The following is a 13,585-nucleotide window of genomic DNA, read 5'->3' on the forward strand; positions in this document are numbered from 1 at the left end:
AGCTGGACTAATGGAAGTATTCACGCCCCGGCAGATCAGCGGGCAGATTCATCGATGTCGTTATTTCGGATTCCGGCTGCAAACCAAACTTTTCCAACGCCTTACGCACATGCTCTGCGGCATCGACATTCAATGGTGATTCCGTCCACATGACATACGGAAGATTAATAAAGCGCTCTTCCTTGACAGCCCGCAAATCCTTGGTCGCCGGGTTCGTACGCAGAGTCCGAATCTTCTCCTCAAAGCTCTGCCCCGGATATTCCACCAGCGCAATGAAATCCGGTTCGGTCTCGGCCACATGCTCCCATGAGGTCGTGGTCCATGTGTCCTTGATTGACTCAGTGGCATGTGTCGCTCCGGCTTTATCCAGGATGCCCTGCGGCGCACCGAATGCACCTGAGGTCAACGGCGCGTCGGCTGCGGAGTCAAACACCAAACCCACCGGCTTGCGGTTTTCCTTCGGTGCCTGATCCAACTTCTTCAATCGAGCATCGATATCGGATACGACCTGCCTACCGTTTTCCTCGTGCCCGGTCAGCTTGGCGATGTTCGCCACATCAATACGCACCGCCTCCCACGGATTGACCACACCTCGGATATGCTCAGGATCGCCACTGTCCGTTTTCGCGTTGGCATTCGACGCACCAGTACGGCACGACTCAGTCAACGTATAAGCACCAATCTGGTACTCACGCAGTGACTCGGGCGTAATACCGCGGTCTTCACTAAAGCCGTATCCCCAGCCGGCAAGCATCACATCCGGCTCGGCGGCAATCACTTGCTCCAAGCTCGGATATTCCTTCGAGATCTCCGAAATCTTAGTAATGGCATCGCCATACGCGGCCTCCAACACCGGCATTTGGGTATTGACCGAACTGACCGCAGCTATCTGATCCGCCGCGCCGACCGCCAACGCCATCGACACCAGATTGCTGTCATTGATCAGCAGTTTCTGCGCGGTGCCCGCGTAGTTCACTTCCTCACCGCAGTTGGTCAAAGTGATGCTTGTCGACGACGCTTGCGGGTCATCCTGGTCAGTACACGCGGTGGCACCCACAGTCAGGGCTGCCACGGTTGTTGCGGCGGCTGCATGTCGCAGGAGCCGTCGTAAAGCGTTGCTTTTCATTAATCTTCTCAATTTCTACTTGTCGTGATGGAGCTCGCTGTCGATAGCGAGGTGCCTCCGGCCAGTCGGAGAGTTCAGCTGATGCGAGGCGACGTGGAAAACCTCAGCGACGAGGGTGTGGCTGAGCACCTCGCGCGGCGCACCATCCGCCACTACCCCGCCATCGGCGATGACGATAACGCGGTCGAAGTGATTCATCACCAGATCGAGATCGTGGATAGCGGCGATGACGCAGGTGCCGGTGTTGCGAGCAAGCCGTAAGACCGCCTGCTGATGGCGCACGTCAAGGTGATTCGTCGGCTCATCCAACAGCATCAACGGCGAGTCTTGCGCGATAGCACGCGCCAAACACACCCGACGGCGTTGTCCACCCGAGAGCTGCCCGCAGGCTCGATAGGCCAAATCGTCGAGTTCGACCTTGGCCAGTGCCTTTTGTATATGCGTGCAATCTTCTTCGGAGTTGCCTGCGAAGAGACGTTGGTACGGCAGTCGTCCGAGCGAGACGAAATCCCTTACGCGCATTTCTGCCGGCGGGATTTCACTCTGGGCGACAAATGCGAGATCGCGAGCACGTTTGCGCGAGTCCAGCGTGCTCATCTGATGACCATTCAGATGCACCTGACCAGCGCTCGGTGCGTCAATACCCGCGAGTACGCGCAACAGCGTTGACTTACCGGCGCCGTTGATACCCACAATTGCGGTCATGGCTTCATCGCCGAATTGCAGGTTCACATCGTCGACAATCGTGCGACCCGCAATATCGCAGCGCACATTCGTGGCCTCGAGTTTTGGGGAGATGTTCTTCATCTACTCGCTGCCTCCGTAGCTGTAATTGCTCCGGCTCATCAGGTAGAGAAACAGCGGCGCGCCCACCAATCCCGTCACCACACCCAGCGGCATTTCCTGGGCGCCTCCCACAACGCGGGCGAGAATATCCACCCAGACCAGGAACAATCCGCCGAACAGCGCTGCGATGGGCAGTACCACTCGGTGAGCGGCTCCGACGAGAATCCGAGTGACGTGCGGAATTACCAGACCAACAAAACCGATACCGCCGGAGACTGCAACCAGCGTGCCGACCAGTATTGCCTGTGCCACAAAAATCTGCTTTCGCAGTCGCGGCACATCAATGCCAACCGCCGCAGCTGTGCTATCTCCCGTGGCCAAGGCATCGAGGTGACGAGCCTTAATGAGGAAGAAAATGAGCACGATAGCCAGAACAACCAGCGGCAGCAGGGTGCGCTGCCAGGTAGCCGATGCCACCGACCCCAACATCCAGAACATCACCGATTGAGCGGCGCGCGGATCTGGCCCGGCAAAGACCAGGAAGCTACTCAGCGCTGAAAATGCCGCCGAGAGCACCACACCTGACAGCACCAACCGCAGTGGTGTAAGTCCACCGCCAGCGCGGGCAAAAGCACCAACAGCCAGCGTTGCCGCCAGGGCGCCGAGAAGCGCACCGACTGTCAGTGGCGCAATCGGAGTGCCAGCAAAAGCCCCGAAGATAATGACCGCGGTAGCACCTGCCCCAGCCCCAGCGGAAATTCCCAACAAATAGGGGTCTGCCAGTGGGTTGCGCACCAGTGTCTGCATGGCAACGCCAGACACAGCCAGGCCAGCCCCCACAATCGCGGCCAGGACTCCCCTGGGCGCGCGCAGTTTCCACACAATTGTGTCCGCGCTCGGTGGAATTGCCGAATCGAGTTCTGTGCTGAACAGATGGTGCGAAATCACCTGCAGCGTGGTTGACCACGTGATGTCGGCGGAGCCTAACACCATTGCACCAGCAATGCTCAGTGCAATTGCAATGACAGTGACAACCCCATAGCTGACGGGCAGCGTCCACCTCCATCTCGCTGTCGATGTGCCACCGGGCGATGCATCCCATCGAAACCTTGTCATCATCGAAATATTTGCGTCCCTGCTTGAAAACGAAAACTTGCCAAAATACCCAAAACCGCCGTCCCTCGCGTGAGAGGAGACGACGGTTTTAGGTTTTATGAATTTTGGTGAGGTGGCTACCTCAGGCTATGCGACCGGGCCGCGCGCCTTTTCGTAGGCTGCACCGACCTTGTACAGGCGGTCATCACCGTGGCGCGGAGCCATAATCTGCAGACCAACCGGCAGGCCGGTGTCGGATGCCAGGCCAGAAGGAACAGACATACCGCACATACCAGCCAGGTTCAGCGGCAGGGTGCACAGGTCGAACATGTACATGCTCAGCGGATCGTCGACCTTCTCCCCCAGCTTGAAGGCGGTGGTCGGAGTGGTCGGCGACACCAGGACATCAACCTGCTCGAAGGCGCGCTCAAAGTCCTGCTGAATGAGGGTACGAACGCGCTGCGCCTGAATGTAGTAGGCATCGTAGTAACCGACAGACAGAGCGTAGGTACCGATGATGATGCGGCGCTTGACCTCATCACCGAAACCAGCAGCGCGGGTCATTGCCATGACCTCATCTGCCGAGTGCGTGCCGTCATCGCCAACACGCTGGCCATAACGCATACCGTCGAAGCGAGCCAGGTTCGAGCTGACCTCACACGGCAGAATTAGGTAGTAAGCGCTCAGTGCGTGGTCGAAGTTCGGGCAGTCCACCTCGACGACCTCGGCGCCAGCTTCCTTCAGCTTCTCGACGGCCTCGTGGAAGCTGTCCAGAACACCTTCCTGGTAGCCCTCAGTACGGTCGAACTGCTTGACGACGCCGACCTTAACCCCGGTCAGGTCACCGGTGGCACCTTCCTTGGCGGCAGCGACAACATCTGCGATCGGCTGATTCGTGGAGGTCGAATCATTCTCGTCGTGACCAGCGATGATCTCATGCAGCAGGGCGGTGTCCAGAACCGTACGCGCTGTTGGGCCACCCTGGTCCAGCGAGGAGGCACAAGCGACCAGGCCGTAGCGGGACACGGTGCCGTAGGTCGGCTTCACGCCGACAGTTGCGGTCAGTGCTGCTGGCTGACGAATAGAGCCACCGGTGTCAGTACCGATTGCCAGCGGAGCCATACCAGAGGCCAGTGCTGCCGACGAGCCACCGCCGGAGCCACCTGCAGTGCGCTCAACATCCCACGGGTTGTGGGTCGGGCCGTATGCGGAGTTTTCCGTGGACGAGCCCATGGCGAACTCATCCATATTGGTCTTGCCCAGAATCGGGATACCAGCCGCGCGCAGCTTGGCGGTCACTGTTGCGTCGTACGGGCTCATGTAGCCCTCGAGCATCTTGGAGGCACAGGTGGTCGGCGCATCCGTGGTGGTGAAGACGTCCTTCAGGGCCAGCGGCACACCTGCCAGGGCGGAAGCCGGCTCCTCACCAGCATCCAGCGACTCATCTACCTTGCGAGCCGCAGCCAGTGCCTCTTCGGCACCGACGTGCAGGAATGCGTGGATGTCCTCGTCAACGGCCGCAATGCGGTCGAGGAATGCCTGAGTAACCTCCACGGAGGTCAGCTCACGGGCATGGATCTTCTGCGCGAGCTCGAATGCGCTGAGCCCCAGAATGGGGTCATCAGCAACAGCGGCATGCAGGTTCGGGTTAGCTGCAGTCATTTCTTCCACGTACTCCTACTCGCCGAGAATCTGGGGAACTTCGAAGCGCTGACGCTCCTGGGACGGAGCCTGATCCAACGCCTGCTCTGCCGTCAGCGTGGGCTTGACGACGTCTTCGCGCATCACACCGGACAGCGAGGAGGGGTGACTCATCGGTTCCACATCTTCCGCAGCCACCTTTTGAACGGCCTGGACGTGGTTAATAATGCCGTCAATCTGACCGGCGAACTCGTCGAGCTCTGCATCAGTCAGTGCCAGACGGGACAGTCGCGCTAGGTGGGCGACCTCATCACGTGAGATAGCTGGCACGCTAGTACCCCTTTCATTCCTTCTTAAGAAGCTAGTGCAGAAAAGTTTAGTTGAAACTAGATTTATACGGCCGCGGCGGGCTGTACTTGCCAACAGTAGTCGCTCCACTCGCGCCTGTTTGCCGCAGGGTCTACCATTTTAAAGGTTTACCCTGTAACCTGAATCACTGCTCCTATGATTAACCCGTAAGAATCACATTCACTTATTCGAAAGGTTGTGCACGCAGCCATGAGTTACCTACTTCGCATCCAGCTGCCCGACGAACCCGGCTCCCTCGGTTATGTCGCTGCAGCACTCGGCGAAGTGGAAGGCGATATTCGCAGCGTCGACGTGGTCGACTTTGGCCACGACGGAGTTGTCATTGATGACATTGTTGTGGATCTGCCGACCGGCCTGCTGCCGGACACCCTGATTACTGCCGCGCAATCCATCAGCGGCGTGGAAGTTGATTCCATTCGACCTTTTTCGGGTTCGGTCGACCGCCGCGGCCAGATTGCGCTGCTGGCGGAATTCTCTCAACACACCAAGAATTTGGATCGCGCACTCGGCGACATTGTTAACGGCATGCCGCGGACGATGACCGCGGGCTGGGCTCTTGTCCTGGGTGAACAAGACGGTCAATGGGTGCGTCGCGCGTCCTCCGTCGCAGCCCCTGAGGACAATGGGCAGACGCTGCCTGAGGCCCCAATCAGTTCTCCGCGCAACCTCGATCCGGAGGAGGAAACGTGGCTGCCGGAGGACTGGACAGTGATGGACTCCGCCATCGCGGCAACTCCTATGGGCGAAGGCCTCGTCCTCATTATTGGCCGCCCAGGTGGACCTGATTTCCTGCCGAGCGAGGTCGAGCATTTGGGCCGCATCGGCACCATCGTCGGAGCCATCATCGATTAGTTTCACCCATGTGAAATATCAGCTGTACTCCTCCCCTGTAAGGCGCGGTGATCCGGACTTAACGGTAGAGTCTGGAATCGAAACCCGCCTATAAGGAGTCTTCTTTAATGTCGAACATGAGTGACCTCGTCGGATCCCACGTTCGCGCTGAATCGGGCCGTCTCCCTCAGTCTTCCAATGAAATGGAATTCTGGTCCGGCCTGTCGCGCGTTGTCGTCGATAACATCGCTGAAAATTGGCAGCGCACCACTGAGGCCTACGCCGCTACGCGTCAGCAGCACTACTTCTCTGCTGAATTCCTCATGGGACGTGCTCTGCTGAATAACCTCCTCAACGTCGGTCTTGTTGATGAGGCATCGGCGGCAGTGGAAAAGTACGGCAAGAACCTCACCGACGTACTGGAAGCTGAGCATGACGCAGCACTGGGCAACGGCGGTCTTGGTCGCCTGGCCGCCTGCTTCCTCGACTCCTGTGCCACACAGAATCTGCCAGTTACTGGCTACGGCATCCTCTACCGCTACGGCCTGTTCAAGCAGACCTTCGAAAATGGCTTCCAGGAAGAGCACCCGGATCCGTGGATGGAAGAGGGCTACCCCTTCGTTGTCCGCCGCGAGGAATGCTCCAAGATTGTCACTTTTGATGACCTGGTTGTTCGCGCAGTGCCGTACGACATGCCAATTACCGGTTACGGCACTGATAACGTCGGCACGCTGCGCCTGTGGCGCGCTGAGCCGATGCGCGAGTTCGACTACGACGCCTTCAACTCTCAGCGCTTCACCGATGCCATCGTCGAGCGTGAACGCGTGCACGATTTGTGCCGTGTGCTCTACCCGAATGATTCCACCTATGACGGCAAGGTGCTGCGTGTTCGCCAGCAGTACTTCTTCGTCTCGGCATCGCTGCAGACGATGATTGATGCCTACATTGATAATCACGGCGATGACCTGCGTGATTTCCACAAGTACAACTCCATCCAGCTCAATGACACCCACCCGGTGCTGGCTATTCCGGAGTTGATGCGCCTGCTGATGGATGAGCACGGTTTGGGCTGGGATGACGCATGGCACGTGGTGTCCAACACCTTTGCCTACACCAACCACACCGTCTTGGCTGAGGCACTGGAGACGTGGGAGTACTCCATCTTTGATCGTCTGTTCGGCCGCGTACTGGAAATCACCCGCGAGATTGACCGCCGTTTCCGCGAGCAGCTGGCAGCAGAGGGCTTTGACCCGGGCAAGATTGACTACATGGCACCGATTTCCCACGGTCGCATCCATATGGCATGGATTGCCTGCTACGCCGCCTACTCCATCAACGGTGTCGCGGCGCTGCACACCGAAATCATCAAGCGCGAGACCCTGCGTGACTGGTACGACATCTGGCCGGAGCGCTTCAACAACAAGACCAATGGTGTTACTCCGCGTCGTTGGCTCAATCAGTGCAACCCACGTCTGTCGGCACTGCTGACCCGCCTGTCGGGCTCCGATGACTGGGTGACTGACCTGGACAAGCTCACTGAGCTGGAGAAGTTCGCCGATGATGAGGATGTCCTGCGCGAAATTCTCGACATCAAGCATGAGAACAAGAAGGACTTCGCCACCTGGCTTAAGCACCGCCAGGACATTTCGGTGAATCCGGATGCCATCTTCGATACCCAGATCAAGCGCCTGCACGAGTACAAACGTCAGCTGCTCAATGCGCTCTACATTCTGGATCTGTACTACCGTATTAAGGAAGATCCGTCGCTGGATGTTCCGCCGCGCGTGTTCATCTTCGGCGCTAAGGCTGCGCCTGGCTACGTCCGCGCTAAGGCAATCATCAAGTTCATCAACGAGATTGCCAACCTGGTCAACAACGATCCGGATATGGAAGGCCGCCTGCAGGTCGCATTCGTTGAGAACTACAACGTCACCCCGGCTGAGCACATCATTCCTGCCACCGATATCTCCGAGCAGATTTCCACCGCAGGTAAGGAAGCCTCGGGTACGTCGAACATGAAGTTCATGATGAACGGTGCACTGACTCTCGGCACCATGGACGGCGCCAATGTTGAGATTGTCGACGCTGCTGGCTCCGAAAATGCCTACATCTTCGGTGCGCTGGAAGAAGAGCTGCCGGAGCTGCGTCAAACCTACAGCCCGCGCGGTACGTACGAGACCGTCCCAGGTCTCAAGCGCGCCGTAGATTCGCTTATCGACGGCACTTTTGATGACGGTGGCAGCGGAATGTTCCATGACCTGCACTTCTCGCTGCTGGAGTCCAACGGTTACGAGCCTGCCGATGTCTACTACGTCCTCGGTGACTTCGCTGACTACCGCGAAACCCGTGACCGTATGGCGCAGGATTACCGCGATGAGCTGGCATGGGCCAAGAAGTGCTTCCTGAACATCATCCGTTCGGGCCGCTTCTCCTCCGACCGCACCATCCGCGACTACGCTAACGAGGTCTGGAAGCTGGAGCCGACCCAGATTTAAGCTTGGCCGGTTTCCAGCAACTTCTTGAACCCATCCTCATCGAGGATGGGCACGCCGAGCTCCTCGGCCTTCGTGGCCTTGGAGCCGGCATTTTCACCGACAACCACAAAGTCGGTCTTCTTTGACACGGAGCCCGCAGCCTTACCGCCGCGGGAAATGATTGCTTCCTTTGCGCTGTCTCGGGTGAAATCCTCCAACGAGCCGGTCACCACGACTGTCAGGCCCTCAAGCACTTGCTCAGGGCGATCGGTGACCTCATCGGCCATGCGAACCCCGGCGGCCTCCCAGCGCTCGACAACCTCGCGGTGCCAGTCCACCTCAAACCAGTCAGCCACGGAGTTGCCGATTACCTCACCAACACCGTCAATTGCTGAGATTTCCTCACGCGATGCCGCACGCAGCGCCGCCATGGAGCCGAACTTCTGCGCCAGTGTGCGAGCCACCGTCGGGCCGACATGCCTGATGGACAAACTAACCAGCACCCGCCACAGTTCCTTGTCCTTGGCCGCCTCAATATTGGCCAGCAGCTTCTTGCCGTTGGCGTTTAGCGTCTTGCGCGAAGCGGTGGTGTAGACCTCGGTGCCCAGCAAATCGTCCTCGGTGAGGTCGAAGAGCCGTGATTCGTCGTCAAGCACGCCGCGGTGGATGAGATCAGCGGCGCCGCGCTCCCCCAGATTCTCAATATCAAACCCCGAACGGGAGGCGAGAAACTCTACGCGACGACGCAGCTGACCTGGGCAATAACGCGTGTTCGGGCAGCGCCAGTCAGCGTCGCCCTCCTTCGACGGCGCCAATCGCGTACCGCACTCCGGGCACAGCGTCGGGTAAATGAACTCGCGCTCGCTGCCATCGCGGACATCGGCGACAGGCCCTAAGACCTCCGGAATCACCTCGCCGGCCTTGCGGATAGTCACGCGGTCCCCAATCAGCACGCCCTTGCGGCGCACCTCAGAGGGATTGTGCAACGTCGCCATCTCAACCGTAGAGCCTGCGACAAACACTGGCTTCATCACGGCATACGGCGTCGCACGTCCCGTGCGACCAATGGAGACGCGAATATCCAGCAGATCTGTCGTGACCTCTTCCGGCGGGTACTTGTATGCAATCGCCCACCGTGGTGCGCGCGATGTCGCACCCAGCGCCCGCTGTTCCGCCAGCGAATCGACTTTCACCACTAGACCGTCCATCTCATGGATAGCGTCATGACGGTGCTCGCCCCAGTACTGCATCTGCTTGACGACGTCATCAGCGCTGTGGACCTGCTTGGTATACGGCGACACGTGGAATCCCCACTGACCCAAGGCTTGGTAAGCCTCATGCTGGGACTGCGGACGCCAGCCTTCGATATGACCAATGCCGTGGCAGATCATGGACAGGCGGCGCTTGGCGACTTCCGCAACATCCTTCTGCCGCAGAGAGCCAGCCGCCGCGTTGCGCGGGTTGGCGAAAGGCTTTTGACCTGACTCAACACGATCTGCATTAATACGCTCAAATTCTTCGAGCGAAATGTAGACCTCACCACGGACTTCAAGCACGGCAGGAATGTTGTCCCCGGTGAGCTCATGCGGGATGTCCGCAATAGTGCGGGCATTAGCGGTGACATTTTCGCCCACACGCCCGTCCCCTCGCGTGGCAGCGCGAACCAAGCGCCCCTGCTCATACACCAGGTCAATGGACAGGCCATCAATCTTCAATTCAGTGAGATACGTGGTGGCAGGAGTGCGAGCGAGCCAATCGAGCAGTTCCTGCTCATCAAAAACATTGTCCAAACTGTAGAGGCGCTCAAGGTGCTCAACAGGCTCAAAAATCTCCCCATCAGCGGGCTTGTCCACGCGGGCACCCACCTGCTGCGTGGGGCTGTCCGGAGTGGCAAGGTCCGGCCACTGCTCCTCCAACTGTTGGAGCTCGCGGAACATCGCATCATATTCAGCATCCGAAATAACCGGCTGTGCGGTGTAGTACAGCGCAGCGTTATCTCGAATCTGGGCTGCTAGTTCCTCCCACTGCTGGCGGATTTCCGCCGGCGCCGGGGCTGGCGCACTAGCAGTTGAGGTTGGTGGCAAGTCGGAGTTCGACATGTCGGAGTTCGCATCGGTAGAGGAAGTCACGTGGCTCATTCTATGCCATGGCCCGGAGTGGACTGTGGCGGTCAAGCAAACGAATCCGGGGCCTCCGCTACAGTTGAGGCATGCATAATTTCGATCCGCGGCGCATGCTGGCGTTTGATCTGGAGACTACTGGCACCAATCCTCACACCTGCAAAATTGTCACTTCTGCGCTGGTCCGGCTGGCTGATGGCGGCAAGGACTCCACAATCATGCTGGCTGATCCTGGGGTTGAAATCCCTAAGGCCGCTTCGGATGTTCACGGTATTACGACAGAGCAGGCACGTGCGCAGGGTCGTCCTCATGATGAAGTACTGGCCGATACCATCGCAGGTCTTCGTGCTGCATGGCGCGATGGGCTGGCAGTAATTGCGTATAACGCTGCGTATGATCTGACCGTACTGCGCTCCCAGGATCCGACTTTTACTGTGGATGGCCTGATTGTGGATCCTTTTGTGCTCGATCATCACTTCGATCCGGACCGGCGGGAAAAGCGCACGCTGACTGATGTGTGCCACCACTATCAGGTGCGGCTGGATAGTGCTCATGATGCTACGGAGGATGCGCTGGCCGCCGCCCGCATTGCGTGGGTGATGGCCCGCCACTACCCGGAGATTACGGAAAAGTCCGGCGAGGAGCTCATGGAGCTGCAGGCTGTCGCCTACTACAGGTACAAGAAGAACTTGCAGCAGTACTTAGCTGGCAAGGGCAAGGACACGTCGGACTTCACTTTCGGTTGGCCGATGGATTAGCTAGCGCGGCTTTTCACAGCCTCGGAGCGCATTTCCACAATGGAAGTTCCGCATTGCGTATCCAGAGTTTCTCGATTATCCAAAGAAACGGTAATTATCCAAAATCCTGTCGAATATCCAAACTATCTAAGCCAATGGTGATTATCCATTGCTACGATTGATGCGTGACCAATCGCAGTGACATGGCCAATCCCCTCCCTCGTAATCCTTTCCATCCCACATTCGGACGCTCTCCTGCCGTCATCGGCGGGCGTGATATTGAGCTGGACTCCTTTGAACTGGCACTTGCGGAAGGACCGGGCAACCCATGGCGGACGGCACTGATTTCCGGTACTCGAGGAATTGGAAAGACGGTTCTTCTCAATGAATTTGAGGAGGGCGCACAGCAGCTGGGCTGGATTGTTCTGCGTGCACACATCGGCTCTGAAATGATTTCTGAGCTCACCGACGTCACCATTCCGCGTGCGCTAGCCACCATCGACAGCGCTCCGACTGATACCGGCCGTCACCTCACTGGCATCTCCATCGCCGGCATTGGCGGATTCAGGACGGAACTTAGCAATACTCAGCCCGAGCCAGGCCGGAATTTACTCAGTCAGCTTCAGGATCTCTCGGCTCTGCTCATGCCACAGGGCTCTGGAATTTTGCTCACCCTCGATGAGGTCCAAAGTGCCGATCCCGCACAGCTCAATGAAATTGCTCATGCGATTCAAGATCTCAACCGCGACGATGCCGAAATTGCCTTCGTAGCAGCCGGACTGCCCAGCGGTATTGAGGATTTACTCCAGTTGGAAGGCGCTACGTTCTTACGTCGTGCCGAGCGCGTGTCTCTCGGTCGATTAGATGCGGCAACAACCAAAGACATCATTCACCGGACTGCACAGCTCGGTGAACGAGCGATGACTGAAGAAGCCGTTGAGCTGGCTGCGGAATTGAGCCATGGCTACCCGTATCTCATTCAAACCATTGGCTCTGTCGCCTGGGCAAAAGCGCGGTTGGCTAACTCAGACACCATTACGGCAGAGCATGTCTCCGATGCCGCAGCGGAATCCATCCGCCGCATCGGGCTGCAGGTACACGCGCCCAGCTTGCGAAATGTTCCACCTCGCCAAATCGATTTCCTCAAAAAGATGGCGCGCATCTCCCCTGACGGCCAACCTGTGGCAACAAATGCCATCGCAGAGGCCATGGGACGCAAACCCTCTGGGGTCTCACAACTGCGCCATGACCTGATTTACCGCGAACTCATTGTGCCGGCATCGACGGGATATGTGGAATTCACGCTTCCCTACTTCGCCGATTACCTCAACACACTGGTGGATTAAGGCCGCTATTCGTCGCGCGCCAAGTCACCAGCTGCCCGGCGAAGCAGCTCCGTGGCGCTTCGCCCAGCACCCAACTGCGCTTGCGCCTCTGCAATGGAGCTGGCGGTAAACCCACCAACTGGTGCCAGATTCAGGCTCTCAGCAATCTGCAACCGGGAATAGCCCAGCTCATCCCAAAACAATGCCGCCTGTTCGGCGAGGTCTCGGGCAGGTGTCGCCACTGGCTTACCTGTGTGTTCTTCCCGCTCGGCCACCGTGACGGGAACAATGCCCAGCTCCAAGGACATACCGGCACCCACCAGAGCGGCTGCGAAATCCAGCTGCGCAGTGGTGGTGAGTTCTTGCCGTGGCAGCCATACGCCGGTCGCCTCGGAATCTGCCAGGGCCTGGACTGAAAGACCTGTGGGGCTGGAAAGTGCGATGGTCACCTCGATGCCGTCGTCACGCAGTGGCCCCGTGACCTCGCGAAAGATTTCTGCGATTTCGCGGTGTCCCTGGGCGGGAAGATAGCTCGCGTTGCCCATCAGCATTGACGGTGCCTTGATTTTGCCCTGGGCCACCGCACCGAGCGCAGGTTCTGCCAGAAATACCTCGATATCGCAGTCAAAACGGCGCCGAACGTCGTTGATGTGTGCAGCCAGACCCGCCGCGAGTGACTGCGCGAAGTACTTTACGGCCCCGCGGTCGATGGCAATGAGATGGCCTGTCGCATTTTCCACAGAGGTAGCCATAGTCCACGGCCCCAGGGAAGTCAGACGGATCCTCTGTGGGGTTCGACCCCACACCTCTTCGCAGGCATCGACGTCGCGGTGAAGATAATCAGTGGCCAACGCGCTGGCACGGCCACGGCGGTCGGCGATACGCCAGGAGCGCGCTCCTCTATCCACGACTAAGTCGGCCATGATGGCTGCCGTGCGGCCGACAGCGTCTGCGCCGAGTCCTCGGGCAGGAAGGCTCGGCAGGGCGACGTGGCCATCAAGACATTCGCCAATGACAATGTCAGCCACTTCATGTGGATCGCGCCCTGGCATTGGGCCAAGGCCTACAAAAGAGGTCACGA

At 58.5% G+C, this 13,585-nt stretch carries 11 protein-coding genes; 4 read left to right on the forward strand and 7 right to left on the reverse strand.

The features are described 5' to 3' along the window. Window positions 1-7 precede the first annotated feature (7 nt). From Q4E11_RS02160 to gatC, 5 genes are all read right to left on the reverse strand, one after another. The gene (locus Q4E11_RS02160) at window positions 8-1,126 is read right to left on the reverse strand and encodes an ABC transporter substrate-binding protein (protein WP_303163231.1); all 1,119 of its coding nucleotides are present in this window, start codon (window positions 1,124-1,126) and stop codon (window positions 8-10) included. Window positions 1,127-1,141: 15 nt separating this feature from the next. Next, window positions 1,142-1,933, reverse strand: a complete 792-nt coding sequence (locus Q4E11_RS02165; RefSeq protein ID WP_303163233.1) for an ABC transporter ATP-binding protein — start codon at window positions 1,931-1,933, stop codon at window positions 1,142-1,144. Further along, window positions 1,934-3,028: an iron ABC transporter permease gene (locus Q4E11_RS02170; RefSeq protein WP_303163235.1), complete on the reverse strand. Its 1,095-nt coding sequence runs from the start codon at window positions 3,026-3,028 to the stop codon at window positions 1,934-1,936. It abuts the gene before it with no gap. 126 nt (window positions 3,029-3,154) lie between these two features. Further along, window positions 3,155-4,669: an Asp-tRNA(Asn)/Glu-tRNA(Gln) amidotransferase subunit GatA gene (gene gatA / locus Q4E11_RS02175; protein ID WP_303163236.1), complete on the reverse strand. Its 1,515-nt coding sequence runs from the start codon at window positions 4,667-4,669 to the stop codon at window positions 3,155-3,157. 15 nt (window positions 4,670-4,684) lie between these two features. Next, window positions 4,685-4,978, reverse strand: coding sequence for an Asp-tRNA(Asn)/Glu-tRNA(Gln) amidotransferase subunit GatC (gene gatC / locus Q4E11_RS02180; RefSeq protein WP_303163237.1), 294 nt, complete (start codon window positions 4,976-4,978; stop codon window positions 4,685-4,687). Window positions 4,979-5,206: 228 nt separating this feature from the next. Between gatC and Q4E11_RS02185 the strand changes: the two genes are divergently transcribed. Both Q4E11_RS02185 and Q4E11_RS02190 read left to right on the forward strand, forming a co-directional pair. Continuing rightward, window positions 5,207-5,869: an amino acid-binding ACT domain protein gene (locus tag Q4E11_RS02185; protein WP_303163239.1), complete on the forward strand. Its 663-nt coding sequence runs from the start codon at window positions 5,207-5,209 to the stop codon at window positions 5,867-5,869. A 107-nt stretch (window positions 5,870-5,976) separates the two neighbouring features. Next, window positions 5,977-8,343 carry a glycogen/starch/alpha-glucan phosphorylase gene (locus Q4E11_RS02190; protein ID WP_303163240.1) on the forward strand — a complete coding sequence of 789 codons (2,367 nt, stop codon included), beginning with the start codon at window positions 5,977-5,979 and terminating at the stop codon, window positions 8,341-8,343. Here Q4E11_RS02190 and ligA read toward each other — a convergent pair. Further along, window positions 8,340-10,421: an NAD-dependent DNA ligase LigA gene (gene ligA / locus Q4E11_RS02195; protein ID WP_303163485.1), complete on the reverse strand. Its 2,082-nt coding sequence runs from the start codon at window positions 10,419-10,421 to the stop codon at window positions 8,340-8,342. The genes Q4E11_RS02190 and ligA overlap by 4 nt on opposite strands. Window positions 10,422-10,531: 110 nt before the next feature. Between ligA and Q4E11_RS02200 the strand changes: the two genes are divergently transcribed. Together Q4E11_RS02200 and Q4E11_RS02205 are read left to right on the forward strand one after the other, a co-directional pair. Then, window positions 10,532-11,200 (forward strand): 3'-5' exonuclease, encoded by a 669-nt coding sequence (locus Q4E11_RS02200; RefSeq protein ID WP_303163241.1) that lies wholly within the window; start codon window positions 10,532-10,534, stop codon window positions 11,198-11,200. Between the two features lie 164 nt (window positions 11,201-11,364). Then, window positions 11,365-12,525: an ATP-binding protein gene (locus tag Q4E11_RS02205; RefSeq protein ID WP_303163242.1), complete on the forward strand. Its 1,161-nt coding sequence runs from the start codon at window positions 11,365-11,367 to the stop codon at window positions 12,523-12,525. Window positions 12,526-12,530: 5 nt separating this feature from the next. Here Q4E11_RS02205 and Q4E11_RS02210 read toward each other — a convergent pair whose 3' ends face one another. Continuing rightward, the gene (locus Q4E11_RS02210; RefSeq protein ID WP_303163243.1) at window positions 12,531-13,583 is read right to left on the reverse strand and encodes a methionine synthase; all 1,053 of its coding nucleotides are present in this window, start codon (window positions 13,581-13,583) and stop codon (window positions 12,531-12,533) included. Window positions 13,584-13,585: the final 2 nt, after the last annotated feature.

The sequence above is a fragment of the Corynebacterium sp. genome (genome assembly GCF_030532195.1).
Lineage (GTDB): Bacteria > Actinomycetota > Actinomycetes > Mycobacteriales > Mycobacteriaceae > Corynebacterium.

Coding starts and splice junctions, on each gene's coding strand:
- Q4E11_RS02160 (WP_303163231.1), bottom strand. CDS start 1,126: ATGAAAAGCAACGCTTTACGACGGCTCCTGCGACATGCAGCCGCCGCA.
- Q4E11_RS02165 (WP_303163233.1), bottom strand. CDS start 1,933: ATGAAGAACATCTCCCCAAAACTCGAGGCCACGAATGTGCGCTGCGAT.
- Q4E11_RS02170 (WP_303163235.1), bottom strand. CDS start 3,028: ATGACAAGGTTTCGATGGGATGCATCGCCCGGTGGCACATCGACAGCG.
- gatA (WP_303163236.1), bottom strand. CDS start 4,669: ATGACTGCAGCTAACCCGAACCTGCATGCCGCTGTTGCTGATGACCCC.
- Q4E11_RS02185 (WP_303163239.1), top strand. CDS start 5,207: ATGAGTTACCTACTTCGCATCCAGCTGCCCGACGAACCCGGCTCCCTC.
- Q4E11_RS02190 (WP_303163240.1), top strand. CDS start 5,977: ATGTCGAACATGAGTGACCTCGTCGGATCCCACGTTCGCGCTGAATCG.
- ligA (WP_303163485.1), bottom strand. CDS start 10,421: ATGTCGAACTCCGACTTGCCACCAACCTCAACTGCTAGTGCGCCAGCC.
- Q4E11_RS02200 (WP_303163241.1), top strand. CDS start 10,532: ATGCATAATTTCGATCCGCGGCGCATGCTGGCGTTTGATCTGGAGACT.